This window comes from Afipia massiliensis (assembly GCF_014203115.1).
GTDB classification, from domain to species: domain Bacteria; phylum Pseudomonadota; class Alphaproteobacteria; order Rhizobiales; family Xanthobacteraceae; genus Afipia; species Afipia massiliensis.
Genome location: NZ_JACHIJ010000001.1, coordinates 916408 through 942523 on the forward strand (window position 1 = coordinate 916408; position 26116 = coordinate 942523).

The window sequence follows — 26116 nt, forward strand, 5'->3', positions numbered from 1 at the left end:
TCCATGCAGATAGGCCGCGGCACATAAGGAAACGATGCGAATTGCCAGGGGGGCGTATAAAGAAACAATAAAGATGGGGAGGTTTGACCGACGAGCCGGCAAGTCGCGAGGACACATCCCCGCCCCGGTGGATGACCACCGGCGCTCGCAAAGGGTTCTGCCGTCCCGCTAGAACGTTGTTTTTAAAGGCGTTACTAGGCTTGGCGTGTTCAGCCCGGCTTAGCGCAAACTATCTGCGCGCTTGAGCGCAGCCACGAGGTTTTCCTCGGTCACGGCTCCGACAAACTGCTTGAGGTATGGCGCTTCGGCAATCGAGCGCTGCGCGATGGTCAAAATGCCGTCCTGCAGGTCGCCCGAAAACCCCAGGTCCTTCAGGCTCGTCGGCAAACCGACCGCCCGATAAAACGAGACGATGTCAGCAAGAAAGTCTGCCGACCGTTGCTCGAGACAAAGCTGCGTCAGAAGTCCAAACGCCACCTGCTCGCCATGGAGCGATGCATTCAGTGAGGGAACGGCTGAAAAGCCGCGCGTGAGGGAATGCGCGATCGATAACCCGCCGCTCTCGAAGCCGAGACCGCTCAGCAGGATCGTCGCCTCGACGATATTCTCAAAAGCCGCGTCAGGCTCCTTGCGATCGACTGCTGCGAGGGACGCGACAGCATCCCGCCGGATCACCTGATAGCACTGGTCGGCAATCGAAACCGCGAGCGCGGCAGGCCGCGCCTTGTAGAAGTTCATGCCGCCGGAATTGAAGCACTGCTCAGCCTCGAACTTCTTCGAGAGCGCATCGCCGATGCCCGCAACGAAGAAGCGGCGCGGCGCCCGCGCGATAATCGACGTGTCCACGACGACCGCGTCCGGATTCGTCGGCATCAGCCGAACCTCCTTCAGGACGTGATCGTCGGTGTAGACGATCGCCAGCCGGCTGGTCGGCGCATCGTTCGAGGCCACCGTCGGCACGACGATGATTGCCCCTCCCCGCAGGATACGGACACCCTTTGCGGTATCGATCGCCTTGCCGCCGCCAATCGCAATAATGACATCGCTGTTAGCGGCACTGGCCTTTGCGGCCATCGTATCGATCTGGTTCGCGGAACATTCGCCCGAGAATTCAGCGAACTCCAGGCCATCGACGCATGGCTTGAGCAATGCGGTGAGCTGCTCGCGGAGCGAGCCCAGTACCGCTACGTCAGCAACGATAAACGGGCGACGACCGTAAAGAGACACCAGCGCTGCAAGTTCATTCAGTGCGCCCGGACCCTGAACATAACGATGCGGACCGCCGAAGGCTCGAATGGTCATTGGTCACCCCAGAAGAAGTCGCGCTTGCCGCCATCCATGCAGATCAGCGCGCCGTTGATGAACGCGGCCTGAGTGGAGCACAGAAATGCGATCAGCGAACCCACCTCATCCGGCTGGCAAAACCGGCCGAGCGGATTCTGTCCGGCAATCACCGCGCGCTTTTCTGCCGAAAAACCCGCGATCAGCGCGGTCTCGACATAACCCGGCGCGATTGCATTGACCGTAATCCCGGCGCTGCCGACTTCCTTGGCCAGCGTCCGCGTGAAGCCGATGACCCCCGCCTTCGCGGCGGAATAATTCGTCACGCCGGGACGTCCGCCGCCGGTGACGTTCATCGACGACGTATTGACGATCCGTCCGAAGCCGCGTTCGCGCATCAACGGGACGGCATACTTGCTGCAGAGGAATGTGCTGCGCAGATGTGTCCGGACAATAATGTCCCAATCGTCGAGCGACATATTCTCGGCAAGGCTGCCGAGATGCCGACCGCCTGCGCCAGCGTTGTTGACCAAAATGTCGAGATGCCCAAGTCCGCGATGCGCTTCGCAGACAACGGCTTCCGCGCCCGCTTCTTCCGAGACGTCACCAATAGCAACAACCGCCTTCGTACCTGCCGCCGTCAATTCAGCGACTGTGGCCTCCGCGGCCTCGCGATCGATGTCGTTGATCGCGATGGAGCATCCTTCTGCCGCCAGCGCCAGTGCCTCAGCCTTGCCGATGCCACGTGCGGCACCGGTGACCAGTGCGGCCTTGCCCTTCAGTCCGAGATCCATGATTAACCCTTCACAGCGCCGGCACCGAGGCCTTGGATAAAATATTGCGTCAACAGCGCGAACGCCGCGAACAAAGGCAGCGCGATCAACGTCGATCCCGCCATGATCTCACCCCAGCGCAGATCGAACGACCCCACCATCGAGGCCAATCCCACCGGCAACGTCTTGTTGGCATCGCTGCCGATCATGATCAGCGCGAACGTGTAATCTGTCCAGGACAACAGGAACGAGAAGATCGCCACCGTGATCAATCCCGGCAATGATAACGGCAACACGACCCGAAGGAATGCGCCAAGCCGCGTGCAACCATCGACCATCGCAGCTTCTTCGAGTTCGAACGGCATACCCTTGAAGAAGCCCCACAGGAACCAGACGCCGAGCGGCAGCGTCAGCGTCAGATGCGACGCGATCAGGCCAATCAACGTGTCGCTGAGGCCAAGGCGCGCGAAGATCGTGAACATCGGGATCGCGATCAGCAGCGGCGGAAACATGTAGGCGTAGAGCATTGCGCCGACGATCAGCTTCTTGCCGCGGATGCGCTGGCGCGTCACGGCGTAGGCGATCATGATCGAAAAAATCATCGTCACAACGACCGTGACCACCGCAACGATCACGCTGTTCATGAAATGCGTCGGATAATCGGTCAGTTCGAGCAGGTTCCGATAGTATTCGAGTGTGAACGGACCCGGCATCAGCGAGACGGTGCTGAGCAGGCTCGTCGGCTCGCGCAGACTGGAGATGAACATCCAGTAGATCGGGAACGCCGAATAGATCGCGATGACGATCGCGGCGCCATAGAGACTCAGCCGGGCGGGAAGCGATTTGACGGCGGCCATTAATCGTCCTCGAGCGGGAAGATGCGGAAGTAGAAGAACACGGCCACCGACAGGATCGCGAAGGAAATCGTCGCAATCGCAGCGCCGCCGCCGATGTCGAAGAGGCTGAATGCGTGGCGATAGGACAGGATGGCCAGATGCTCGGTCGATCCGACCGGCCCGCCTCGGGTCAAAAGCCAGATCACGTCGAACTTGTTGAACATCCAGATCGCGCGGAGCAGAACGACTACCGTCAAAATCGGCTTCAGCATCGGCAGCGTAATGTGGAAGAACCGCTGCACCGCCGTGGTGCCGTCCACCCGCGCCGCCTCGTAGAGCGACGTCGGAACGGTCTGCAATGCCGCGAGGAAACAGGTCGTAACAAACGGGGTCCACATCCAGACGCTGACGAGGATGACTGACGTCATTGCCGCGCCGGAACTCTCGAACCAGTTCACAGGCGGCAGCCCCATTGCTGCGATGGCTTTGGTGATGATGCCGATGCTGCCGTCCACCATCCACTTGAATGTGAGGATCACGACCACGGTCGGAAGCAGGTAAGGAAGAATGGAGAGTCCGCGAACGAAATTTCTACCCGGGAACGTCTCATTCAAGATCAGGGCAAAGCCGATGCCGAGCACCACCTGAAGCACGATCGACCCGGCTGAATAAACGACACCATTCCAAAGCGCGCGCCAGAATTCCGGCAACTGCATAATCGCAATGTAATTGTCGAGGCCAACCCATTTGGGCTCACCGACAAACGAGTCGAGCTTGTAGAAGCTCAGGCTGATGGCATAGGTCACCGGCGCGACGATCAACACGAGCGTCACCAGCAGTCCAATCAGCAAGAAGCTGTAGATCGTCGCTTTCGAACTCAAGTTCGTCTTTCCGGGGAAAAGCCCGGCCGGGAGCATCCGGCCGGGCAGTTGGCAAACGCTTTTCTTATGCTGTGAGCTTGCGCATCTTGTCGCCAGCCGCCTTGACGCAGTCGGCCGCCGGCATGTTCTTCAGGATGCGGTTCTGCAACATTTCGGGGATCACAAAGCCTTCGAAGACCTTGCCCGGACGCAAGTCCGGCGCAGGACCTTCCGTATCGACCGAGGTCAGGGTCATCGACTTGTCGACGATGAAACCCTTCATGGTCTCCACCGCATCCTTGTGCTTCTCGATAAGCGGGTGAGCACGCCAGCGCGCATCCTCGTAAACGTCGAGGCGCGGAGGCTGGAAGTGCAACGGCGCAGTATGCAGGAAGTTGATGTACTGGTTCTCGGTGAACCACTTCATGAACTTCATCGACTCGCTCGAGTTCGGCGTCTTCAGCACCACCCAGCCGTCATAGCCGTGGTTGACCGCCTTCGCCTTCCCCGCGCTGTCCATGTACGGCATGATTCCGTACTTGGTCGCGAGAGCCGGTGACGTGCGCTCGAGCGCCTCGATGATGCGGCCGGCATAGGCCGTGTGCCCGACCTTGTCCGAGGAGAAGTTGGAGAGCACTTCACCGAAGCTCGCCTGGCTCGTGCCGGATGGCATGGTCTTGTAGAGATCGGCGAAGAAATCGAGATAGGCGGCGACCTTCGGAGCGTTCGCCGCATTGTCGATAGCGACGTTCCACTTGTCGTCGAATAGCTTGACGCCTTCGGCCCACATGAAGCCCGGCGAAAGCCAATTGGTTGCGCCGTTGCTGCCGATCGGGAACAGAGCGCCCGCGCGGCCGTCCTCATTCAGCGCCTGCGAATTCTTGAGCATGTCGGCCCAGGTCTTGGGAACGCTGAGGCCCTTCTTCTCGTAGAGATCCTTGCGATAGTAGATCCACGCCAGATTGTAATCGTAGGGATACCAGTAGGTTTCGCCCTTGATGGGGAAGAGAATCTTCGGACCCCACTTGTGCTTGCTGGTCAGCTCGGTCAGCGGCATCAGATGCCCTTCCGCCTGCAGCAGAAGGACGTGGCCGACGAACGCGAATGTCGCGATGTCGTAAGGCTGGCCGCCGCGCAGCGAGGTCGTCACCTTGGTAAAGGCATCGTCGAGCGGCACGGAATCCACGATGACCTGCGTGCCGAACTGGCGTTCGTATTCCGCGCATGCGACCTTCAGCGCGCGGATGCTGTCGATGGACGTTTCGGTGTTGAGGAAGCGGATCGTCTTCTTGCCCTGCCCCCAAACTGCAGGCGCGCCGAGCGTACCCGCCGCGATCCCTGCGCCGACTGCGCCGGCGCCCTTGATGAGCGTTCGGCGATCGATATTCGATTTCCCGTTCTTAGACATTTCGTTGTCTCCCATGGCAAATTCACTGTTGTGAACGTTCGTTTTAGTTTCTTGGTCGCCTAGATTCTTTGTCCCGTTGCTTTCGAGAACAGGTGGAGCCGCCCGGCCTGAAGCCGGACGGGAATTCGCTGACCGAACTTCCAGTTATCGACGCGATCGGTGAGGATGCGCAGGCGCGTCCCGCTTACCTCGCCGACGCTAAGGGTCTGCGCGCCGAGCTGCTCGATGACGCCGATTTCAAATGCGAGCGAATCTGGGCCCTCGCCGAGCGCAATGTGCTCGGGGCGAATGCCTAGCGTGATCTCTTCATTGACGGCCTGATACTCTGCTGGAAGCGCGATCCGCAGCGCCCCGCTCTCGAATGTGCCGTTCGACGCACGCCCCTCGATCAGATTCATTTCGGGCGATCCGATGAATCCGGCCACGAAGAGATTGACCGGACGATCGTAGACTTCCAGCGGCGCGCCGACCTGCTGGACGTGACCGTCCCGCATGATGACGATGCGATTGGCGAGCGTCATCGCCTCGACCTGGTCATGGGTCACATACACCATGCTGGTGCCGACTTCCTGATGCAGCCGGGCGATTTCCTCACGCATGCGCACGCGCAGCTTGGCGTCCAGGTTGGATAGCGGCTCATCCAGCAGGAACACTTCGGGTTCGCGCACGAGAGCGCGGCCGAGCGCGACGCGCTGCATCTGGCCGCCTGAAAGCTGCTTCGGCTTGCGCTTCAGGTATTCATCGAGGCCGAGCATTTTTGCCGCGCGCTGGACCCGCATGTCGATTTGTGCCGGATCCATCTTCCGCATCCGCAGACCGAAGGCGAGGTTCTCGTAGATCGTCTTGTGCGGATAGAGCGCATAGTTCTGGAACACCATCGCGATATTGCGATCCTTCGGCTCCAGTGCGGTGACGTCGCGGTCGCCGATGAAGATTTTGCCGGAGGTGATTTCCTCAAGACCTGCCAGCATCCGCAGCGTCGTCGATTTTCCGCAGCCCGATGGCCCAAGGAATACGACAAATTCACCATCGCGAATCGTCAGATCGACGCCATGAACGGCGACCACCGGACCATACGCCTTGCGAACTTTTTCGAGTCTAATCTCTGACATAGATCACTTGTTCTGGCCGGCCACGAAATCGTGGATGCGATGATTGATCGGCGCGAGCGCCTTCTGAATATCGCGGTAAATCGGGAAACCCTGGTCGTAAATGGCAGCGCGTGCCGGATCCGGTGTCGCCCGCGACACGATCTGGACGACCCCTGCTGCATCGCGCTCGTCCTTGAAGACGCCAATGCCGACGCCAGCGAGCAATGCGGCTCCGTACGATGCATCCGCGACCGCAGGGAGTTCGACGGTGATGTTGAGCACGTCGGCGACAATCTGCCGCCACAGGGCGCTGCGCGCACCGCCGCCGGTCAGGCGCGCGGTCGTGAAGCCGAGCCTCTTGGATTCCATGACCTCGAGGCAATCACGCAGCGAGTAAGCCACGCCTTCATAAAGCGCGCGAACGAAATGACCGCCACCGTGGTTGAAGCCGGCCCCGACAAAATCCGCTCGCAACAGCGGATCCCAGTACGGGCTGCGCTCGCCGTTGAGATAGGGATGGAAGAACAATCCTTCCGAGCCGGGGCGGACCGCCGCTGCACGTGCATCCATGGCGTCGAACACAGTGCTGCCGTCTTCGCCTTCGCGGCGGAAGAACGTGTCGCGCAGCCATTTATGCGCCGATGCGCAGGAATTGGTGGCGGCGATGACGTACCAGTGATCCGGCACGACGTGGTAGTAATTGATTAGCGAAAAATCCGGTCGCGCCCTGGGCGACAGGACGTTCACGGTCGCCGCTGTCGCCAGTTTCACGACGCCAATGCCCTCGCGCACCATGCCAGCACCGAACGTCTCGGCGGCGGTGTCAGAGGTGCCACAAACCACCGGCGTGCCTTCGGCGAGACCCGTTGCCTGCGCGGCTTTCGCCGTCACCTTGCCAACGACGGCGCTCGGCTTGACGATCGGCGGCAACGTCGCCATCGGCCAGCCGATCATGTCGCACAGTTCCTTGGACCATTCAGCGGTCTGCGCATCCAGCATCAGGGTGCCAAGCGCATCGATGGTGTCGGTCTCCCACGTGCCGGTGAACTGCGCGCGCAGCCAGTCCTTGGCGACGTAAAGCCGCTTCACCCGTGCAAATGCTTCCGGCTCATGGTTACGCAGCCACAGCATCTGCGGCAGCGTCCAGGTCGGATTGGCGCGGTTCGCCCCGATTTCGAGAATGCGAGCATCGGCCTTGTCGCGAAGCTGCTGCGTCTCGTCGCGGCTACGCTGATCGTTCCAGAGAATGGCCGGACGGATGACGTGGCCGTCGGCGTCCTCCAGCACTTGCGTGTGCGCGCCGGCGGAAAACGAAATCGCGGCAATATCCGAAGCTGGACGGCCCGACGACTTCAACCCGCGACGCAGTGCATCGCAGGCTGCAAGCCACCAATCATCCGGGTTTTGCTCGCTCCAGCCGGGATGCGGCGACGATGTCGCGACTGGCGACGATGCCTCGCTGACCAGCGAGCCATCGGCCTTGATGATGCTGATCTTGAGCGAGCCCGCGCCGAGATCAATACCGACCAGAAGAGGATCAGACGCCGCCATAATGGGCGTCCTCCCCTGCAGCAGCACGGATGTGCGCCATGTCAATCACGGCGAATGTCTTTCGCATTCGGCCCGGCGCGCAGTCCAATCTTGCCGGGATTGAACAGATTGCCGGGATCCAGCGCATCCTTGATCGATTGCAGGACTGCGAGACCGGCGCCGAGCTCGCGCTTCATCCACGGATTGCGGAACAGACCCGCGCCATGATGGTGCGCAATCGAACCGCCATGATCGAGCGTGAGTTGCTGAACGGTATCCCAAAGCTTCTGGTGAATAGGCAGCGCCTGGTTATCCGGCATCGGAGGCAACCGCACCGTCATGTACTGGCACGCGCCTTCGGGATAAACATGCGACCAGTGCGCGCCGAAATGTATTCCCGGATAAATCGCGCGCACGGCATTGCCGATGGCGTCATACATCGCGGGAATCGTGGACCAGTTGCCGGTCACCTCGATGGTGTCGTTGAAGTAGCCCGCGTCATGCCATTTCTGCGAATAGGCCACGTAGCGGTTCTGCTTCCAGTGCTGATACGGCCCGTCAGGTCCAACCTCACCGCCCTGAGCCGCGGCGATTTCAAGCGCCATGCTCTGCTCGGCCGTCACCATCGGCTCGCTGCCGCAGAATTGGAGCACCGCAAGAAACGGCTTGGTCTTGAACAGCGCGATATCCTTGGTCCGCTCATCGCTCTCGACGCGATCATAGAGCCGCACGATCGTCGGACGCAGTTCGGCCTGCATGATCAGGCGTGCGCTGTCGAGGGAAGCCTGCAGCGACGGGAATGCGAGAACCACACCGCGCTCCACGGCAGGCTTCCTGAAGATGCGCAGCGTCGCTTCGGTGATGATTCCGAGAGTGCCTTCGCTGCCGATCATCAGATCGCGGATGGACGGACCGACCGAGCGGCGCGCGACAGGCCGTACTTCGAGCGGCGTACCGTCCGGCAACACAGCCTTGAGCCCCACGACGATGTCTTCAATCTTGCCGTAACGGCTGCTCAGCTGGCCGCCGCCACGGCAGGCCAGCCAACCGCCGACAGTCGATATTTCGATGGACTGCGGCAGATGCCCACTGGTGTAGCCGGCCTCGTTAAGCTGCTGTTCGAAATCAGCGCCATTCATGCCGGCCTGCACGGTCACAACCGCATCGGTCGGATTGATCGAGACAATCTTGTCGAGCCGGCGCGTGTCCACCATGATCTCGCCGCCCAGCGGGATAGCGCCGCCGAGCACACCGGATCCGTTGCCATATGGGATGACGGGAACGTTGCGCGCCTTCGCAAGCTGAACGATGCGAACGATCTCATCCTGGTTCGCAGGGCGCACGACAAGGCGAGGAACCGCGCCTGCAATCTCTCCCGCACGTTCGCGGAAAACGGCAAACGGCAAACGATCCCGCGAATAGCCGAGCCTCTGATCGAAGGACGTCAGAACATTGGCCTGGCCGACGACGGCGCCAAAAGCGGACGCAAGATCTTCATCGACGCGATCGGTATCGCGAACTGCAGCGATGGTGGTTGCGGTCATGACAGCCCCTGCCCAGAGGCCAAATTCGCCACGCTCACTCAACGTCCTCCCTGATCGCATTATTCCGTGATTGAACAAATGGTTTGCGCAATCGTTTGTTCAAACGTCTTACAAACTTCCGCGTGGGTCAAGTTAAAATTTATCGCGGAGCTGGGCCTGTGGAGGCGCGAACGACAAGACCGTCTGGCGCGAGTGGCGCGACAGGTTCCGGCGTACCGCCGTTCAGGAGATCGATCAGGAGATCAGACGCAATTTCGCCCATGAGTTCAGTCGGCATCTTTACCGACGTCAGTTGGGGATAGAGCATTGTTGCGACTGGTGCGTCATGCAGTCCCATCACCGATACGTCGCGCGGAATTTGCAGGCCGGCTTCATGCAGGACGGCCATTGCACCTGCCGCCGTCACCAGCGTTGCGCCCAGAACCGCCGTGGGCTTCAGAGCGAGCAGACTGCGCATCGCGTCCGCACCACCCTCCGCAGTGTACCCCGCGACCGCGACCAGCTTGGGATCGAAGGGAATGCCGTGACGCTTGAGACCGTCGCGATATCCCGCGAGACGCTCGCCCGCATTGAATCCACCGGGCCGCCCTGCCAGATGCGCAATGCGCTTATGTCCCATCTGCGCCAGATGATCGACGGCGATCGTCGCCGCAGCGCGGCTGTCCAGCACGACGCAATAAGGACTACCCGGCAGTTGCCGGTTAAGCAGCACGAACGGCGTGTGAGTGGATTCCAATTCTTCGCGCAGCAACTGGTCGTCGTCGAGGCTGGCGACCAGCAATCCGTCGGCGCGGTTGCCATGCGACAGCCGATGATAAACCGCATCAGTCGCCCCCGACTCGCGATGCGCGATCAGCAGCGAATAACCATGCCTGGCAGACGATTTCTCTGCGCCGCGAATAGCCGACGCGAATACCGGGTTGTCGAGCTGCGGAACGATCAGGCCAAGGGTCTGGCTGCGCGACGTGCGCAATCCCTGTGCAAGCGTATTCGGCGAATAGTCCAGCGCGCGCGCGCTCTTGAGAATGCGCTCACGAGTCTCGTCGCGAATACGTTGATTTGTTTCGCCGCGGAGCACGCGGGACGCCGTGGAGATATCCACGCCTGCCATGCGGGCCACATCAGCCAATCGCGGTCTCATGGATGCACCGACGGTTGCAATGAGGCCACAACCTAGAAAACAGGCCGCCATGACGCAAGCGATCATGCAAACGGGCCGTCTTGCCGGGAAGAACGGCTCGCCTCGCCGCGCAAGAGAATTCTACGCTAATCGCCCGAGCCAAGGGAGATCAGCGCTCCGATACACCTTGATGATTCTTGCGGACGCACCCCGGCAATGGATCAGCGGCACCTGAGACCCGCCGCTTGGGCGCGTGCGGATCTCTCCATCTCCTCAAGCAAACAAAAAAGCCCCCGAAGGGGCTTTGTAAGATTACACTGCGTCCTTGGCAGCTTTGACCGGGCGAGCCCTGACGATCTTCCGTGCAGGCTTTGCCTTGAAGGTCATGGCCTCGCCGGTAAAGGGATTGGTTCCCTTGCGGGCCTTGGTTGCAGGCTTCTTGATAACCACGAACTTCGCAAAGCCGGGAACCAGGAAAACGCCGGATTTCTTGAGCTCTTTGTATCCGACCGCTGCGAGCGTCTCGAGAACGCCCTTCACTTCCTTCTTGGAAATTTCGGTCTCCGCAGCGATCTTCTCAATCAGCTGCGACTTCGTCATTTGGACTGCCATAACTACTCCCTTTGATTCGAGTCAGAACACACTATTGATAATTCCATCAAAAAGCGCTTCTGGTCAGCCGTTTGCACAGCTTTGTGGGCTTTTTACCGGGGATTTCCATAGGAATCGTGCTCCGACACGGCTTTTTAGGGCTGTTCGAGACCGTGCGGCAGCTTGGGCGCCGCTGTCGGAGGGGCATAGAAGGCAAACTCCGCGCCGTTAGCGGCGGCATCAGCGATGGCTTAGGCCAGCCGCCATCGCGGTCGCCACCACGAATATGCCGCCCGGCGCGGCCAGATCACCGCAAAATGAAAACGCGCGGACAAGCCGCGCGCCTTCAATAGAAGCGCTCACTTCGGGGCAACGGAGATGTGCCCCTTCATGTTGGGATGGAAGCGGCAGTAGTACTCCACATCGCCGGGCGTCTTCAGTACGAAACTCACGGTCTTCTTGGGTGGAATCATCACATCCCAGTCGCCGCGAACCGTCGCCGTATGTGCGAAGACGTCCTTGTTCACCCACTCAATGGTGTCGCCGACTTTCGCCTTGATGCTTGCGGGCAGAAAATCGAGCTTGTCGACGGCCACCTGAATCGTTTCGGCATGCGCCGGGACGACGATCGCCATCGACATAACGACAAGAAGAGCGGGCAGACCCAGTCCCGGCCTCATGGCAGACCTCCTTACTTCACGGCTGCTGCGACATGCTCGGCATGCTGCAGGTGGCCCTGGAAGATCTTGAGGCCTGTCTGCAGCAGGCTCTTGAGTTCCGCATTGCTCGCAGACGGGATCAGCAGCGTCTCAAGCGCGCCGTTGACTGCCTTGTGATAGGCGACTTCATTGGCGAGATAGGCCTTGTCGTAGGCAGCACCGTCGAGCTTCGCCAGTTCGGCCTGCTTGTCGGCAGCCTGCTTTGACAGCGCCTTGCTGGTGTCATTGTCTTCCGGCGTAACCTTCAGCTTCTTCACCAGATCCAGCGCCTGTTTGTTCACAGCTTCATGATCGCGCACCATGTCCTGCGCGAACGCAACGACGGTCTTGTTCTTCGATTTCGCAATCGCCTGCTTCGCAGCGACGACATCAATCACACCTGCGGTGTAGGCGATATGCGCGATCTGCGGATCGGTGGGTTTCGCTGTGCCTTGCGCTAAAGCCGCAGTAGCCAGCAGGGACATAACGGCGACCGCCGCACTCAATCGAATCAGCATGACACACTCCTTTTGATCCGCGCGGCAAAGCCTTCGCGGATACCGTTGATGAGGTAGTGTTCATTCGATGATCGGCGGAGAAAAAGGTTTCCGGATATTCCGCACTCTTCGCAAAAGATTCGTCGCCATCGGATCACGGACGGAGGAGCGCGTCCGCGGCCGTCAGACCACGGCGCCCCGCTCCATGGCGAGTTCTGCTTGCAGACTTGCAACGTCACGATAAATCGACGCGACGGCGAGCGTCCTGCCCTTGTGCTTGTATCGCAGCAGACAATCCCTGGCGTTGATGTCTCCATCGACGACAATCTCGTCCCACTGCTCCGCGTGGCCGACATAATTAATCGGCACATCGTAATGCTGGCTCCAGAAGAACGGCACTGCGTCGAACGCTTCGCGTTGTCCAAGCATATTGCGCGCCGCAGTTTGTCCCTGGCGCTCGGCGATCACCCAATGTTCGACGCGAATGCTTTCGCCGGAATACGGATCAGGCCAGCGCGCGATATCGCCTGCGGCATAGATTCCCAAAACGCTCGTCTCGAGGTGCGTATTCACCACCACGCCGCGATCGAGCGCCAAACCAGCGCCCTCGGCCAATGCAAGCCGCGGACGAACGCCGACACCGACAACCACAACGTCGGCCTCCAGAACACCTCCGCTTCTGAGGGTCGCGCTCCGGCCATCGATGCTGACCACGGTATCCTCAAGATGAAAGATCACGCCATGCTCCTCATGCAGCGCACGCACGAAATCACCCATCTGCGGACCAAGCACACGCTCCATGGGCCGCTTCTCCGGCGCCACCACATGGACCTCGATGTCGCGTGCGCGCAGCGCCGCCGCCGTTTCAAGCCCGATGAAGCTTGCGCCAATCACGAGTGCGCGCCGCGCGCCCTGCACCGCATCGATAATGGCGCGGCTGTCGGCCAGCGAGCGCAGCGTGTGGACATGCGGCAACCCGGCGCCGGGAATCGGCAAGCGCACAGGCTCCGCGCCGGTGGCCAGCAGCAGGCGATCATAGGCGACCGTCTCTCCAATAGCCGTCACAACGTGACGCGCTTGAGGATCAATTTTGGCTACGCCGGTATTGAGCCGCAAATCGATGTCAGCCTCCGCATAGAAATTGTCCGGCTTCAGCGGAATCCAGTCCTCCGGCGCGCTGCCCGCGAGATAATCCTTCGACAGATTGGGCCGATCCACCGGCCCATCTGCTTCCTCGCCAAACATGACGATCTGTCCGCCAAAATTCAGCCGCCGCAGCATTTCGGCAGCAGCAAAGCCCGCCGCGCCGGTGCCAACGATGACAATCCTTTTGGGAGTGTCAGCTGGCGGTTTCGCCGACGGCTTTGATTGAGTTTTCGGCTCCAGCTTCTCCTGTACGAAAATCTTGCCGTCGCGCTGCTCGACGCGCCAGCACGACAGCGGACTGAACGCGGGCGCGCGCGTGGCTTCTCCCGTTCGCAGATCGAAGCAGGCGTGATGCCATGGGCAACGGATACTGCCGTCAACCACAAGCCCATCGGCGAGCGGACCATGATAATGAGTGCAATGCGCATCGACGGCCAAGATTTCGGTGCCGGCGCGCACCAACAGGATTTCCTGATCGCCGACATGGCCGAGCAGCTTGCCCTCGATCAATGCTGCGGGTGAGACGCCTTGCGTCAGATCAGGACCACCGGGTGAGGTTTGCTCCTGCGTCATGATCTCTCCCTTTCGTTTCCCTTGACTATATGTGGCCCGGGGGGAGCGGCGGCGGATCGGACACCAGCCTCGTCACACTGCCACGCCGAGGAATTCCTGTCGTGTCAGTGCATTGTCGCGGAAGCAGCCCAACATACGGCTGGTGACCAGATCGGTGTCTGCCTTGTGGACACCGCGGGTTGCCATGCAGTGATGCGCTGCCTTGATGATCACGCCGACGCCCTGCGGCTTCAGCACTTCATTGATGGTGTTGGCGATCTGCGCCGTCATTTTTTCCTGGATCTGCAGGCGCTTCGCGAACACGTCGACCACTCGCGCAAGCTTGCTGATGCCGACGACGCGGCCATTGGGAATGTAAGCCACCCATGCCCGTCCGATGATCGGCGCCATGTGATGCTCGCAGTGGCTCTCAAACGGGATGCCACGCAGCACAATCATCTCGTCATAGCCTTCAGTCTCGTCGAATGTTTTCTGAAGAATCTCGACGGGGTCCTGCGCATAGCCGGAGAAAAATTCTTCAAACGCGCGGGTTACCCGGCTCGGGGTCTCGATCAGCCCATCGCGCTGTGGGTCGTCGCCGGCCCAGCGGATGATCGTTTGAACCGCCGCCTCGACTTCAGCGCGGTCCGGGCGATTCGTATCGTTCTGCGAGACTTTAATGCGCTCCAGCGCATGCACATTCTGACCTTTCAACATACTTCCTCTCTTGCCGGAGCCCACGCGCCGTGCATTGAACCACTTACAAATCGTTGGATGGCCCGAAGACCAAAGGCTCCCAGGTTCAGCCGGGAAGCCCGAGCCGCTTCATCACTCCAGCGGTCATTCGCTCGCAGCGCCGGCCGGCGAACGGAAATGCATCCATCAGAACGGGGCCGATCTGCTTGTCCAACTGCTCACGCACAAGCTTTCGTGCGCGGTGCAGCCGCGTCTTGACCGTCTCCGGCCGCAATCCAAGAATTTCCGCGGTGTCTTCGACGCTCAAGCCCTCGATCACCCGCGTGATGAAAACGACCCGATAGACTTCGGGAAGATTGTCGGTTGCTTGCTCGACGAGTTGCAAAAGCTGGCGCTGCGCCATGGTTCGTTCCGGGTCGTCGGACTTCGACGTGAGGGGAAATTGAATGATCTCCGCGGGCGTGCGCTGCGCTTCGAATGTCACAATGTCCACGGTCGGACGCTGCGTTCGTAGCCGCCCCAGCGCTTCATTGATGGTGATGCGCGAGAGCCATGTCGCAAGACTGGATTCGCCGCGGAAACTATCCAGATGCGTGAAGGCGCGAACATAGGCCTCCTGCACCGCGTCCTCCGCCTCGGCATCGTTCCGAAGAATGCTGCGTGCTAGGCGGTAAAGACGCTGGTTGTAGCGCTGCATGATGGAGCGAAAAGCATCGCCGTCGCGCGCGATGGCGCGCTGCACCAGATCGAAATCGTCTGGTGAGACAATAGGATGGGACTTCTGCTCATGTCCCTGGGCTGATGTCATGACCTGTCTCCTGTTGCCCTTTGGATGGGCGGGCGAGGAAAAGGTTCCAGAGATTCTCGAAATCAGTGCTGGCGGCCTGCCGGGCATGAAATGAGGCTGACCAGCGGCTTCATCGTCCGGCTGACGATAGATCAGATGGCTGTCGGCCTCCAGCGCTGTGAATACCGGCCTATGCCCGCCTTGGTGCGGTAGGTGGTCTGAAAACACCAGGCGCGCCGATATATTCGATGTCGTCCCGGCCAACGGGTCCGGCTTCGCCGGCCCTATGACAGGCTGCGGCCGAGACCCATACGCCTTAGATCATGGATCTATTTGTGATGCTGGTGCTGCTTTCCCACCCTTTATATCGACTGGTGGTTATGGGTCCCGGCCTTCACCGGGACGACATGTGCCTGCTTGACTCTCAAGTCAAGAGATTATATTCCTATTGCGTTCGGGCCGTGATGTTTCATGAGCAGCGCAACCCGGCCCCTGAGTGACGACGGTGGAGCGCCGGGAGGCGCAGCGCCTGTCGCATCAGGCGCGCATGGCCCTCGCCAGGCTGTGCGGCGGACTCGATCGCAAGAGTTCGCCAAAGGTGCCTCGCAAGCACCTTGGCGCCTCCCGGCGCTCCATCGTTCTCGCGTTCCGCGCGAGAAGTGGAGTTTGTAAAGCTCGGATGCATTGATTTGCACCGCGAGGCCAAGGGCGGCTGAGCATGCGTAAAAAGTTTTGCCCCGGTCGTCTCCGCGGACCGGAATCCACCACGATCTTGTGATTTTTTGCAAGCCTTCAAACCGCCAGGATTCGTCACGCCAGATGTTGAACACAGTTCATCCACAGATCGATTTCCGTCGCGACGGGATTGATGAATCATCGATCTGTGGTTCATAAGCCGTCTCCCTGCGGTCGCGATTCAGGTTCGCGATCTTCTCGCTAAGAAAGATACTGCGTGACCAAAACAGTCTCTCAACAGATCGCCGACGAGCTTGGTGTCCGTGAACAACAGGTCGAAGCCGCAGTCACCCTGCTTGATGGCGGCGCCACCGTTCCGTTTATCGCGCGATACCGCAAGGAAGCCACCGGCGCACTCGACGACGCGCAGCTCCGCACGCTGGAAGAGCGCCTAAACTATCTGCGCGAGCTCGAAGAGCGCCGCGTCACCATCCTCAGTTCGATTCGCGAGCAAGGCAAACTCGACGCCGCGCTGGAAGCTGCCATTCTCGCGGCGGACAGCAAGGGACGCCTCGAAGACATTTACCTGCCCTTCAAGCCCAAGCGCCGCACCAAGGCGGAAATCGCCAGGGAAGCCGGACTGGAGCCGTTGGCAGAATTGCTGCTCACGCAACCGGAGAACGATCCGCAAGCCACCGCATTGCCTTTCGTCGATGCAGGCAAGCAGGTCGCAGATGCGGCGGCAGCCCTCGACGGCGCGCGTTCGATTCTGGTTGAGCGGTTCGCCGAAGACGCCGATCTGATCGGCGGCCTGCGTGAACAAATGTGGTCGAATGGACTTCTCGCATCCAAGCTGCGGGACGGCAAAAAGGAAGCCGGCGCCAAATTCAGCGACTATTTCGACTTTAGCGAGCCCCTGAACAAGCTCCCGTCGCACCGAATCCTGGCGATGTTTCGCGGCGAGAAGGAAGAGATTCTCGATCTTCAGATGCTCCCGGATGCCACTCCTGCGACGCCGACAACGGTCAGCTCCTATGAATTGCGCATCAAGCAGCGCTTCGCCATTGCGGATCAGGGACGCCCCGGAGACCGATGGCTGGCTGAGACGGTGCGCTGGGCATGGCGCACCAAAATTCAGGTGCACCTCAACATCGATCTGAGGATGCGGCTGTGGACAGCCGCAGAGGAGGAAGCGGTCCGTGTGTTCGCCTCGAACTTGCGGGATCTGCTGTTGGCCGCGCCCGCCGGGGCGCGCGTGACCATGGGTCTCGATCCGGGATATCGAACCGGCGTCAAGGTTGCGGTGGTCGATGCAACCGGCAAGGTCGTCGCCACGACAGCAATTTTCCCCCACGAACCACAACGCCGCTGGGATGAAGCCCTTGCGATTCTCGGCAAGCTCGCGCGCGAGCATCGCGTCGAACTGATCGCGATTGGCAATGGCACGGCTTCCCGAGAGACCGACAAACTGGCGACCGAGCTGGTGAAGCTTCTTCCTGAGCTGAAAATGTCGAAGATCGTTGTGTCCGAAGCGGGCGCCTCGGTCTATTCGGCGTCCGCTTTCGCATCAGAGGAACTGCCGGGACTCGATGTCACGCTACGCGGCGCAGTTTCGATCGCGCGACGGCTGCAGGATCCGCTGGCCGAACTGGTCAAGATCGATCCGAAGTCGATTGGTGTCGGCCAGTATCAGCATGACCTCGGCGAAACCAAGCTGTCCCGCTCGCTCGATGCGGTGGTCGAGGATTGCGTGAACGCGGTCGGCGTCGATGCCAACACCGCTTCAGCCCCGCTGCTGGCGCGGGTATCAGGTATCGGTGCCGGACTCGCGCAAAGCATCGTCCAGCACCGTGATGCAAACGGTCCATTCCAGTCCCGCAAGGCGCTCAAGGAAGTGCCACGGCTTGGGCCGAAGGCGTTCGAGCAATGTGCGGGCTTCCTGCGCATCAATGCTGGCGAGGATCCCCTCGACGCATCCGGCGTTCATCCGGAATCATACCCGGTGGTGCGGCGAATTCTTGCGGCGACCAAAAGCGACATCAAGGCGCTGATCGGCAACGCCGAGGTTCTGCGGCAAATCAAGCCACAGACATTCGTCGATGACACGGTTGGTCTGCCGACGGTGACCGACATTCTGCGCGAGCTGGAAAAGCCCGGCCGTGATCCTCGTCCGGCCTTCAAAGCCGCGGTGTTTATGGATGGCGTCGAGAAGGTCAGCGATCTCAAACCAGGCATGGTTCTGGAAGGCGCAGTGACCAACGTCGCGGCATTCGGCGCATTTGTCGATATCGGCGTGCATCAGGATGGCCTGGTCCACATTTCGGCGATGTCGCGAACCTTCATCAAGGATCCGCGCGAGGTGGTGAAGTCCGGCGATATCGTTCGCGTCAAGGTGCTGGAAGTTGACGTGCCGCGCAAACGCATTGCGCTGACGTTGCGGCTCGATGACGAACTCGGCGCAAGGCCAGATCGCGCTGCCAAGAGCGAACCGCGTGGCAGTATCCGCTCATCTTCAAGCTCGCCAGCCCCACGCAAGGCGCCGCAATCCACCAGCACGTCAGGTGGCGGCGCGCTGGCCGACGCGCTTCGTCGGGCTGCCGAAAAGAACAAAGGGCGGTAAGCCGAAACCCGGCTAGAAAGAGAGCTGCCGCAGCGCGCGCCTCTTGATCCTCAACGAGGCAGAGGTGCGCGCCAAGGTACCTGGATTCAGCGCAGGAACGCACCGTCACCTTGCATGCGCACCCAGTTCGGCCATGAATTGCTTCAGATGCACCTGCCAGGCAGGAATATCCAGATCGAACGTCGCGCGAATCTTGCGCGTGTCGAGCAGCGAATTCTTGGGACGCGCGGCAGCCGTGCGATACTGCGCTGACGCGATCGGAATGACCTTGTCTTCCTCAACACGCAACGACCAGCCATGTCGCTTTGCTTCGCGTATCAATTCCACTGCATATCCGTGCCAGGACACCCTCCCCGAAGGCGCAAGGTTGAAAACGCCGCGCCCTTTTTCCGCATCGTGTCCACAACAGTCCACGATACGCGCGGTGACATCGGCGATGAATTCAGCAGACGTCGGAGCGCCAACCTGATCGTCGACGATCCGGAGTTCGTCCCGCTCTGCGGCCAGTCTCAGTATCGTTTTGGCGAAGTTGTGCCCTGCCAAACCGTAAACCCATCCAACCCGAACAATCGTGTGATTATCTGTTGCGGTGAAAATCGCCCGATCACCAGCGAGTTTTGCGCGACCGTAAACGTTCAGGGGAGATGGCATATCATCCTCAAGATAAGCCGTCTCTTTCGCGCCGTCGAACACATAGTCGGTGGAGTAATGGATCAACCGTGCGCCCAGCGCTTCAGCCTCTTCAGCGATAACGCCCGGCGCAACGGCATTGGCGCTAAAACAGCCCTCGGCATCCTTCTCGGCCTTGTCGACCGCCGTATAGGCGGCGGCGTTGATGATGATGTTCGGTCGCACGCCGCGGATTACGTCCCGCAGCTGATCGACATTCGCAAGATCGCAAGCCTCCCGATCAGGAGCGAATACTTCGCCGCGACCCGCAAGGCGCGCCTGCATGGCAGAACCAACCTGGCCACTTTTTCCAAGCAGAAGGATGCGGGGCACCGTCATCGCGTAGAACAACCCGGCAAGCCAACGAGATCAGCTGGATTCATGGCAGCAGTTCGCTTGTCTGTATCCATAACCAGCGCAGTTTCATTGTATCTCAAGGCCCCGATGGGCGTCACTGTAACCGGCTCCGCCGGGAAAAAGTAGAGCGCAGAATGAGAGCTGAATCCGTTGAACGTCGCACGACATCCATCCGCTATTTGCAACAGGAGCCATAGCGCGCCGGTATCCGCGGCCGCGCAGCATGAAGTTTCGCAATGCAGTATCATCCGATGTTAAACATCGGATGATTGCAACAGCAAACCAGCCCGTGCTAGCGTCTCGGGAACGCCGTCATAGAGAACGGCGACTGGGAGACGGAAACCGGTGGCAAAACCCCGCCCGAGGACTATCAGCAGAGTCGTCAAGCCCGGACGCATTCACGCCGTCCTGGCGACGCTCGGCAGCGAAATCGCGCGTGACGTTATTCCGGTCGGTGCCACGCTGCCGCCTGAGCCCGATCTTGAAGCACGTTTCGGCGTCGGGCGTGGCGTTGTTCGCGAGGCGATCAAGACACTGGCTGCAAAAGGGCTTGTCAGCGTCGGCCCGCGTCACGGTACCCGCGTATTGCCTCGCCACGACTGGAGCTTGCTCGACCGCGATGTTCTGAGCTGGTTGGTCGGCAAAGGCGATCCGGATCGCGAGTTGTTGCTGGAAATCCAGGAAGTACGCTCGATCATCGAACCGGCGGCGGCGGCATTGGCCGCCAAGCGCGCGACAAAGACCGATCGGCTGCGCATCAACGCAGCATTGGCGGCGATGGAGACGTCGCACGATCAGGCCAGCGCCATTGCCGCCGACAAGGCGTTTCACCTGGCCGTCCTGGACGCGACCCACAATCGGGTGTTTCAGGGGTTCCGGGGCGCGATCGATACCATTCTCAGCACGGTTTTTCTGGTCGCCGTCGGCAGTGTCGGCTGGTTCGACGACAATCTACCCAATCACGCCTCCGTGGCGCACGCCATCGACGAAGGCAATTCCCGCAAGGCGCGGGCCGCGATGGAGCAGGTGCTCGGGTTCACCGAATCCAAACTCTCAAAACGAAAATCCGGCGGAGCACGGCTTTCGCCGAGTCAATCCACAGCCAAGCCGAAGACTCAGAGGAAGCAGTATGTATCGTGATATGAAGGGCTCGACCCATGTGCTCGCGTCGCCGGAGATCGCGGTGGTCGCGATCCCGGAAGACGAGCGCGTCTGGGTGCCGCAAGCTCCCGACGTCTGGTTCAGGCCGCTGATGCTGAACACCCGGCAGGGCCAATGGTGCAATCTGCTACGGGTGCGAAAGTCCGGCGTACTGTCGCGGCATCTACATCCGAATCCTGTTCATGGTTTTGTGCTGAAGGGAAAGTGGTTCTATCGCGAGCACAAATGGGTTGCCACAGAGGGCTCCTACGTGTTCGAGCCGCCGGGTGAAATTCACACCCTCGTTGTGCCTGAAGACACTTCCGAGATGATCACCTTCTTCAACATCCAGGGATCGATGGTTTATCTCGACGAGCAGAACAAGCACGTCGGGTATGAGGACGTATTCACCAAGATCGACATGTGTCGCGCTCATTATGAAGCGAGCGGCCTCGGTCGCGATTACGTCGACCAGTTCGTGCGATGATGGACGGGTCCGCCATACCGCACGAGACAGCGTCTGCAGCGTGGGCGTCGATCTGGTACGCTGGGAAACGCGTGCTTGTGACCGGCGGCACATCGGGAATTGGCGCGGGCATCGCACGCGGCTTTATCGAGGCAGGCGCCAGCGTCTCTGTCGCCGGCGTCGGCGATGCCGAAATCGCGGCAGCAGCTTCCGATCCCGTGCTGAGCAAGGCGCGCGCGCATCAACTGGATGTGCGTGATGGCGACGCCATCAAATCCTTGATCGATTCCCTTGACGGCCTCGACGTGCTGGTCAACTGCGCAGGCGTCATTCGCCGCGGCGAGGAACTAGATCCCGATGTGTTCCAGTCGGTGATCGATATCAATCTCAACGGCACCATGCGGATGTGCGCTGCCGCGCGACCATTATTGGCGAGTTCGAATGGCGCGATCGTCAATCTGGCGTCGATGCTTTCATTCTTTGGCGGCGGTCTTGTTCCCGCATATGCAGCCAGCAAGGGCGGCATCTCGCAACTGACCAAGTCGCTCGCAATCGCCTATGCGGGAGATGGCATTCGCGTCAACGCCATTGCGCCGGGATGGATTCAAACGCCCCTCACCTCCGCGCTGCAAGCCGATCCGGCACGCAGCCAGCCAATTCTCGACCGCACGCCGCTCGGGCGATGGGGAAAGCCATCGGACCTGCTCGGCGGCGTTCTCTATCTGTGTTCGCCAACCGCATCTTTCGTCACCGGAGCAGTCCTCGTCATTGATGGAGGATATGCCATCGCATGACGGCGATGTGGCGACGTGCCGCGCATCCCGCAGCTTGATCGCGATTAGTCTAAGGGCGCTGAACAACAAGTGCCCCTCAAGAAACAACAACAGTATCGGCCGGAAACATAGGTCGCAGGGAGGTACCGTGCTGGTGATACCCAGTCAGAAGATTCGGCCGAGATGGATGACGCGAGGCTTCAGCTCCGTCGTGGGTGCTGCGATGTTCGTGGCGCCCCTGCTCGTCCTCGTCATCCTGTGGGCCATTGTGGTCCCGCTGTTCCAGATCAATCCGCGTGTTTTCCCATCCTTAGGTGCGGTCGGAACAGCTGCAATGGATTCGATCCGCGACGGCACGCTGATCAATCATGTCGGCGCGAGCCTGTTGCGCGTCGGGCTTGGCACATTGATCGGCGTCGTCACTGCTGTGCCGCTCGGGATCGCGATGGGCGTCAGCCCTGCAATCTCCACATTTCTAACGCCGCTGTTTCGCTTCTTCTCTGTGTTGGCTGGAATTGCGTGGATTCCAATTGCAACGCTTTGGTTTGGATACGGGTTCGGCGCGATTATCTTCGTGATCTTCAATGCCGTGTTTTTTGTGGTCGCCTACAATACGCTGCTCGGCGTCTCGACCATTCCCTATTCGCTGCGTAACGCCGCCGCGTCGCTCGGCGCCGGACGCTGGGCGCTGTTGACCCAGGTTCTGCTGCCCGGCGCGCTGCCAAACATCGTCACGGGAATCCGCACTGGGCTCGGTTTTGCCTGGCGCGGACTGATCGCGGCGGAGATGATCGCAACGAATGTCGGCCTCGGCTACATGCTGTTCGTCGCCCGCGATTTCTATCGCACGGAAGTCATCGTGCTCGGCATGATCGTTATCGGTGTGCTGTGGCTGCTGATCGATCGTCTGCTGCTGGTTCCACTGGAGCGCTCGACCATCGAGCGCTGGGGCATGGTGAGGCGCGCATGAACATCATCCTGAAAGGCTGGAGCGCTTATACTCGGATGACAGTTCGCTGGCCGGGCCTCGCCGCCGTGATTCCGTTCATTCCGGTGGTTCTGCTCTGGACCGCGATCTCTGAGGCGGGAGTATTTCCCCGCGCATTCTTTCCCGGTCCCGGCGATGTCGTACGGTCGTTCTTCACGCTCACATATAAAGGCATCCTGCCCGACTACCTTCAGGACAGCCTGATCCGGCTGATCACCGGCGCTGCGGTCGGCATGGCGCTGGGCATTCCGCTCGGCATCCTGATCGGCACCAGCCGCTGGGCGCATCGCGCCTGCTGGCCGGTCCTGCTGTTCTTCCAGGCCATCGGCGACATCGCGTGGCTGCCGATCCTGCTGATCTGGTTCGGCTTCGGTCTCACCACCATGACCTTCGTGATCGTCTACACGGTTCTGTTTCCCGTGGTGCTTAACACCGTACTCGGCGTCGAATCCGTGCCGCGCGATCTCGCACGCGCCGCCCGCAGCCTCGGAGCGTCGCGCGCACGTGTCCTCTGGGAAGTGACGCTGCCGGGCGCATTGCCCAACATCATCACCGGCCTGCGCAACGGCCTCGGCTACGGCTGGCGTGCGCTCATCGCCGTGGAAATCATCGTCGGCACCAGCGGCATCGGATTCATGATGTTCGATGCGCGCCGTGCCGGCTCCACCGTCGAGATCATTCTCGGCATGATCATTCTTGGACTGCTTTGGTACATCGTTGACGCCTGGATTCTCGCGCCGATCGAGCGCGCAACCGGCAAACGCTGGGGATTGGTGACATCATGAGCACGCTTTCGATCCGCAATCTTGCAAAGACCTACTTTGATCCGTATGCCGGCGAGCATGTCACCGCCGTCCGGGATGTCTCGCTCGATGTCGAGCAGGGCGAATTCGTTTCGGTGGTCGGGCCATCCGGCTGCGGCAAGACTACGATCCTCAACATGGTCGCCGGTTTCATTCCGCACTCCGGCGGCGAAATCCTGCTGAACGGAAAGGCCATCGACGGTCCCGGCCCTGAGCGCGGCGTGGTGTTTCAGTCCTTTGCCCTGTTTCCATGGAAGACCGTTCTGGACAATGTCGGCTTTGGTCCGAAAATGCGCGGCGTTCCAAAAGCCGAGCGGGACAAGATCGCGCACGAGTATCTTGCACTCGCGGGTCTGACCCACGCCGCGAACCGTTATCCCAACGAACTGTCCGGTGGCATGCAGCAGCGTGTCGGCGTGGTGCGCGCGCTCGCCAATAATCCAGCCGTCCTGCTGATGGATGAGCCATTTGCCAGCGTCGATGCGCAGACGCGCATGACGCTCCAGGAAGAACTCACCCGCATCTGGCAGGAGCGTCGCCCGACGGTGATCTTCATTACTCATGACGTGCCTGAGGCGGTATTCCTCGCCAACCGCGTCGTCGTTCTTTCAAAGGGCCGCGTTCTCGACCAGATCAAGGTGGATCTGCCACGCCCGCGTGTCTGGGACGACCTGATCGAGGACGACACCTTCAAGAGATTATCCGCACAGGTGCTGCATATGGTGCGTTCCGCATGAGCCTTGCATCCGAAGCCCTGCGTTCGACCAAGGGACGCGTCGTGCTCGGCGTGGTCGCCGCGTGGCTCTGCTTCCAGCTCTGGCTGACGCTCGCCGCGCCAATGAAGATTTCGCCGGAGCTCAAAGGTACTTCCGAGAAGGTCAATATACAGATCGAACTGCCATTCACACCTGAGCGCTTCCACGTTCTCGCGTTCCAGCAATATGGAAGGGTCGCCGGTGCGGACGACCATTCGATAGCACTACGAGGAGTCAAACGAACGGATCTCAACGCGGTTGCCCGGCCTTACTGGGTAACGAGCGTCGGGCCGATAAAAGAGGGAGGATAGTAATGAGACGATTGTTGATGTTGGGAGCTGCACTGATGCTGGCATGCGCGCCGGCGCAAGCGCAGACGATGGTGAAAGTCAAAGCCGGCATGGTGACCGGCATTGATCAGATCGGACTTCCGATTGCGCTCGAACGCGGTTTCTTCGAAAAGAACGGCCTCGATGTCACGATCGCCCGGCCCTACGCGACCGGCGTCGATGCCCTGAATGCGCTGCAGGCTGGCGAAAGTGAAATCGTTCAGGTCGGCGTGCCGATGATTGGCGCCGTCCTGCGCGGAATGGATCTTGTCGCGCTCGGCAACTACAGCGGAAATGCGACCAAGGCCGGTTCTGATGCAACCATGGCGGTGATCGCGCGCGAAGGCGCAGGAATCGTCAAAGGCGACCTCGCAAGCCTGAAGGGCAAGAAGATCGCGGCCTCATTCGGCACAATCAATCATCTCTATATTCTGGCCATCCTCGAGAAGGCCGGCCTGAAGCCGGACGACGTGACGCTGGTGAACACGCCGCCACCGGATATGACAGTTGCGCTGCTCGCCAAGGGCATCGATGCATTCTCGGCGTGGGATCCATGGCCCATCGTTGCGAGCAAGGACGTTCCCGGCTCCATTGAGGTGATCCGGGGCGGTGACGTGATCTCGTATCTCGGCTTCAATGTCGCCTTGCGTCCATGGGTCGAAAAGAATGGCGAGACCATCGAGAAATTCCTCGCCGCCGTCTCCGAAGCCGACCAGTGGATGCGCAAGAATTCGAAACAGGCCGCTGGAATCGCGACCCGCTGGATTCCAGGCCTGAAGCCGGAAATCGCCGAAGCGGCGATGCAGTTCAATATCCAGCAGGCAGACCGGCGTTTGTCCGCGAATAACTTCCGCGCACTTTGGAGCGCGGAGGACCGCCTCGCTCGACTTGGCATCTTGAAGTCAACGTTCGACGTCAACAAGCACATCGAGCCGAAGCACATCCTGAAGGTGATGAAGGATAAACCTGAACTGTTCGCCGACTTACCGCCGATTCCGGCGAACGTGGCGATCGGTCCGGGCTACGTCTTCAGACCCTGAAAACCAATCCACGTGACGGGCGGGGATCTCCCCTGCCCGTCGCATGGGTCTTCCGCATCTATGCCGGTCGGAATGATGAAGACTTCGTTGT

General features: G+C 60.4%; 25 protein-coding genes. 9 read left to right on the forward strand and 16 right to left on the reverse strand.

The genetic code is table 11. The annotated features are described in order from the left end of the window. Nucleotides 1-219: 219 nt before the first annotated feature. The 15 genes from HNQ36_RS04205 to HNQ36_RS04275 form a co-directional block, all read right to left on the reverse strand. The gene (locus tag HNQ36_RS04205) at nt 220-1302 is read right to left on the reverse strand and encodes a glycerol dehydrogenase (RefSeq protein WP_184082658.1); all 1083 of its coding nucleotides are present in this window, start codon (nt 1300-1302) and stop codon (nt 220-222) included. Beyond that, on the reverse strand, nt 1299-2075 hold the full coding sequence (locus HNQ36_RS04210; RefSeq protein WP_184082659.1) for an SDR family NAD(P)-dependent oxidoreductase: 777 nt from the start codon (nt 2073-2075) through the stop codon (nt 1299-1301). The genes HNQ36_RS04205 and HNQ36_RS04210 overlap by 4 nt, the downstream gene beginning before the upstream one ends. 2 nt (nt 2076-2077) lie before the next feature. Next, entirely contained in the window at nt 2078-2911 is an 834-nt protein-coding gene (locus HNQ36_RS04215; protein WP_184082660.1) for a carbohydrate ABC transporter permease, read from the reverse strand. Continuing rightward, a complete protein-coding gene (locus tag HNQ36_RS04220; protein WP_184082661.1) occupies nt 2911-3771 on the reverse strand; it encodes a carbohydrate ABC transporter permease in 861 nt (286 codons plus the stop codon). Before HNQ36_RS04220 ends, HNQ36_RS04215 begins: the two co-directional genes overlap by 1 nt. Before the next feature lie 64 nt (nt 3772-3835). After that, a complete protein-coding gene (locus HNQ36_RS04225; protein WP_184082662.1) occupies nt 3836-5158 on the reverse strand; it encodes an ABC transporter substrate-binding protein in 1323 nt (440 codons plus the stop codon). 59 nt (nt 5159-5217) lie between these two features. Then, nucleotides 5218-6270, reverse strand: a complete 1053-nt coding sequence (locus tag HNQ36_RS04230) for an ABC transporter ATP-binding protein (protein ID WP_184082663.1) — start codon at nt 6268-6270, stop codon at nt 5218-5220. Between the two features lie 3 nt (nt 6271-6273). Next, nucleotides 6274-7800, reverse strand: coding sequence for a xylulokinase (xylB, locus tag HNQ36_RS04235; RefSeq protein ID WP_184082664.1), 1527 nt, complete (start codon nt 7798-7800; stop codon nt 6274-6276). Nucleotides 7801-7841: 41 nt separating this feature from the next. After that, nucleotides 7842-9323, reverse strand: coding sequence for an FAD-binding oxidoreductase (locus tag HNQ36_RS04240; RefSeq protein WP_184082665.1), 1482 nt, complete (start codon nt 9321-9323; stop codon nt 7842-7844). Between the two features lie 139 nt (nt 9324-9462). Beyond that, nucleotides 9463-10443 carry a LacI family DNA-binding transcriptional regulator gene (locus HNQ36_RS04245; protein ID WP_347339944.1) on the reverse strand — a complete coding sequence of 327 codons (981 nt, stop codon included), beginning with the start codon at nt 10441-10443 and terminating at the stop codon, nt 9463-9465. A gap of 312 nt (nt 10444-10755) precedes the next feature. Then, complete coding sequence (locus HNQ36_RS04250) at nt 10756-11055, reverse strand: HU family DNA-binding protein (RefSeq protein ID WP_046829204.1); 300 nt, start codon at nt 11053-11055, stop codon at nt 10756-10758. Between the two features lie 338 nt (nt 11056-11393). Beyond that, nucleotides 11394-11714, reverse strand: a complete 321-nt coding sequence (locus HNQ36_RS04255; RefSeq protein ID WP_184082667.1) for a cupredoxin domain-containing protein — start codon at nt 11712-11714, stop codon at nt 11394-11396. 11 nt (nt 11715-11725) lie between these two features. After that, nucleotides 11726-12250: a DUF4142 domain-containing protein gene (locus HNQ36_RS04260; RefSeq protein ID WP_184082668.1), complete on the reverse strand. Its 525-nt coding sequence runs from the start codon at nt 12248-12250 to the stop codon at nt 11726-11728. 162 nt (nt 12251-12412) lie between these two features. Then, nucleotides 12413-13948, reverse strand: a complete 1536-nt coding sequence (locus HNQ36_RS04265) for an FAD-dependent oxidoreductase (RefSeq protein WP_184082669.1) — start codon at nt 13946-13948, stop codon at nt 12413-12415. 72 nt (nt 13949-14020) lie between these two features. Next, a complete protein-coding gene (gene folE / locus HNQ36_RS04270) occupies nt 14021-14644 on the reverse strand; it encodes a GTP cyclohydrolase I FolE (protein WP_184082670.1) in 624 nt (207 codons plus the stop codon). A gap of 85 nt (nt 14645-14729) precedes the next feature. After that, nucleotides 14730-15431: an RNA polymerase sigma factor gene (locus HNQ36_RS04275; protein WP_184082671.1), complete on the reverse strand. Its 702-nt coding sequence runs from the start codon at nt 15429-15431 to the stop codon at nt 14730-14732. Nucleotides 15432-16362: 931 nt separating this feature from the next. Here HNQ36_RS04275 and HNQ36_RS04280 point away from each other — a divergent pair. Further along, nucleotides 16363-18705 carry a Tex-like N-terminal domain-containing protein gene (locus tag HNQ36_RS04280; protein WP_184082672.1) on the forward strand — a complete coding sequence of 781 codons (2343 nt, stop codon included), beginning with the start codon at nt 16363-16365 and terminating at the stop codon, nt 18703-18705. Nucleotides 18706-18810: 105 nt separating this feature from the next. Here HNQ36_RS04280 and rfbD read toward each other — a convergent pair whose 3' ends face one another. After that, complete coding sequence (rfbD, locus tag HNQ36_RS04285; RefSeq protein WP_246395247.1) at nt 18811-19725, reverse strand: dTDP-4-dehydrorhamnose reductase; 915 nt, start codon at nt 19723-19725, stop codon at nt 18811-18813. 351 nt (nt 19726-20076) lie between these two features. Here rfbD and HNQ36_RS04290 point away from each other — a divergent pair, with 351 nt between their 5' ends. From HNQ36_RS04290 to HNQ36_RS04325, 8 genes are all read left to right on the forward strand, one after another. Beyond that, complete coding sequence (locus HNQ36_RS04290; RefSeq protein ID WP_184082673.1) at nt 20077-20871, forward strand: FCD domain-containing protein; 795 nt, start codon at nt 20077-20079, stop codon at nt 20869-20871. Continuing rightward, on the forward strand, nt 20861-21358 hold the full coding sequence (locus tag HNQ36_RS04295; RefSeq protein ID WP_246395249.1) for a 2,4'-dihydroxyacetophenone dioxygenase family protein: 498 nt from the start codon (nt 20861-20863) through the stop codon (nt 21356-21358). Before HNQ36_RS04290 ends, HNQ36_RS04295 begins: the two co-directional genes overlap by 11 nt. Further along, nucleotides 21358-22131 (forward strand): SDR family NAD(P)-dependent oxidoreductase, encoded by a 774-nt coding sequence (locus tag HNQ36_RS04300; protein WP_184082674.1) that lies wholly within the window; start codon nt 21358-21360, stop codon nt 22129-22131. Before HNQ36_RS04295 ends, HNQ36_RS04300 begins: the two co-directional genes overlap by 1 nt. 166 nt (nt 22132-22297) lie before the next feature. After that, a complete protein-coding gene (locus tag HNQ36_RS04305; protein WP_184082675.1) occupies nt 22298-23080 on the forward strand; it encodes an ABC transporter permease in 783 nt (260 codons plus the stop codon). Next, entirely contained in the window at nt 23077-23883 is an 807-nt protein-coding gene (locus tag HNQ36_RS04310) for an ABC transporter permease (RefSeq protein WP_184082676.1), read from the forward strand. The genes HNQ36_RS04305 and HNQ36_RS04310 overlap by 4 nt, the downstream gene beginning before the upstream one ends. Then, complete coding sequence (locus HNQ36_RS04315) at nt 23880-24638, forward strand: ABC transporter ATP-binding protein (protein WP_184082677.1); 759 nt, start codon at nt 23880-23882, stop codon at nt 24636-24638. Before HNQ36_RS04310 ends, HNQ36_RS04315 begins: the two co-directional genes overlap by 4 nt. Then, nucleotides 24635-24967 (forward strand): hypothetical protein, encoded by a 333-nt coding sequence (locus HNQ36_RS04320; RefSeq protein WP_184082678.1) that lies wholly within the window; start codon nt 24635-24637, stop codon nt 24965-24967. Before HNQ36_RS04315 ends, HNQ36_RS04320 begins: the two co-directional genes overlap by 4 nt. Nucleotides 24968-24969: 2 nt before the next feature. After that, nucleotides 24970-26025, forward strand: coding sequence for an ABC transporter substrate-binding protein (locus HNQ36_RS04325; protein WP_184082679.1), 1056 nt, complete (start codon nt 24970-24972; stop codon nt 26023-26025). The last annotated feature ends 91 nt before the right edge of the window (nt 26026-26116 follow it).

Bases quoted from the DNA above. Each gene is read 5' to 3' on its own strand.
- HNQ36_RS04205 (WP_184082658.1), bottom strand. From the start codon at position 1,302: ATGACCATTCGAGCCTTCGGCGGTCCGCATCGTTATGTTCAGGGTCCG.
- HNQ36_RS04210 (WP_184082659.1), bottom strand. From the start codon at position 2,075: ATGGATCTCGGACTGAAGGGCAAGGCCGCACTGGTCACCGGTGCCGCA.
- HNQ36_RS04215 (WP_184082660.1), bottom strand. From the start codon at position 2,911: ATGGCCGCCGTCAAATCGCTTCCCGCCCGGCTGAGTCTCTATGGCGCC.
- HNQ36_RS04225 (WP_184082662.1), bottom strand. From the start codon at position 5,158: ATGTCTAAGAACGGGAAATCGAATATCGATCGCCGAACGCTCATCAAG.
- HNQ36_RS04230 (WP_184082663.1), bottom strand. From the start codon at position 6,270: ATGTCAGAGATTAGACTCGAAAAAGTTCGCAAGGCGTATGGTCCGGTG.
- xylB (WP_184082664.1), bottom strand. From the start codon at position 7,800: ATGGCGGCGTCTGATCCTCTTCTGGTCGGTATTGATCTCGGCGCGGGC.
- HNQ36_RS04240 (WP_184082665.1), bottom strand. From the start codon at position 9,323: ATGACCGCAACCACCATCGCTGCAGTTCGCGATACCGATCGCGTCGAT.
- HNQ36_RS04250 (WP_046829204.1), bottom strand. From the start codon at position 11,055: ATGGCAGTCCAAATGACGAAGTCGCAGCTGATTGAGAAGATCGCTGCG.
- HNQ36_RS04255 (WP_184082667.1), bottom strand. From the start codon at position 11,714: ATGAGGCCGGGACTGGGTCTGCCCGCTCTTCTTGTCGTTATGTCGATG.
- HNQ36_RS04260 (WP_184082668.1), bottom strand. From the start codon at position 12,250: ATGCTGATTCGATTGAGTGCGGCGGTCGCCGTTATGTCCCTGCTGGCT.
- HNQ36_RS04265 (WP_184082669.1), bottom strand. From the start codon at position 13,948: ATGACGCAGGAGCAAACCTCACCCGGTGGTCCTGATCTGACGCAAGGC.
- folE (WP_184082670.1), bottom strand. From the start codon at position 14,644: ATGTTGAAAGGTCAGAATGTGCATGCGCTGGAGCGCATTAAAGTCTCG.
- HNQ36_RS04275 (WP_184082671.1), bottom strand. From the start codon at position 15,431: ATGACATCAGCCCAGGGACATGAGCAGAAGTCCCATCCTATTGTCTCA.
- HNQ36_RS04295 (WP_246395249.1), top strand. From the start codon at position 20,861: ATGTATCGTGATATGAAGGGCTCGACCCATGTGCTCGCGTCGCCGGAG.
- HNQ36_RS04300 (WP_184082674.1), top strand. From the start codon at position 21,358: ATGGACGGGTCCGCCATACCGCACGAGACAGCGTCTGCAGCGTGGGCG.
- HNQ36_RS04305 (WP_184082675.1), top strand. From the start codon at position 22,298: ATGACGCGAGGCTTCAGCTCCGTCGTGGGTGCTGCGATGTTCGTGGCG.
- HNQ36_RS04310 (WP_184082676.1), top strand. From the start codon at position 23,077: ATGAACATCATCCTGAAAGGCTGGAGCGCTTATACTCGGATGACAGTT.
- HNQ36_RS04315 (WP_184082677.1), top strand. From the start codon at position 23,880: ATGAGCACGCTTTCGATCCGCAATCTTGCAAAGACCTACTTTGATCCG.
- HNQ36_RS04320 (WP_184082678.1), top strand. From the start codon at position 24,635: ATGAGCCTTGCATCCGAAGCCCTGCGTTCGACCAAGGGACGCGTCGTG.
- HNQ36_RS04325 (WP_184082679.1), top strand. From the start codon at position 24,970: ATGAGACGATTGTTGATGTTGGGAGCTGCACTGATGCTGGCATGCGCG.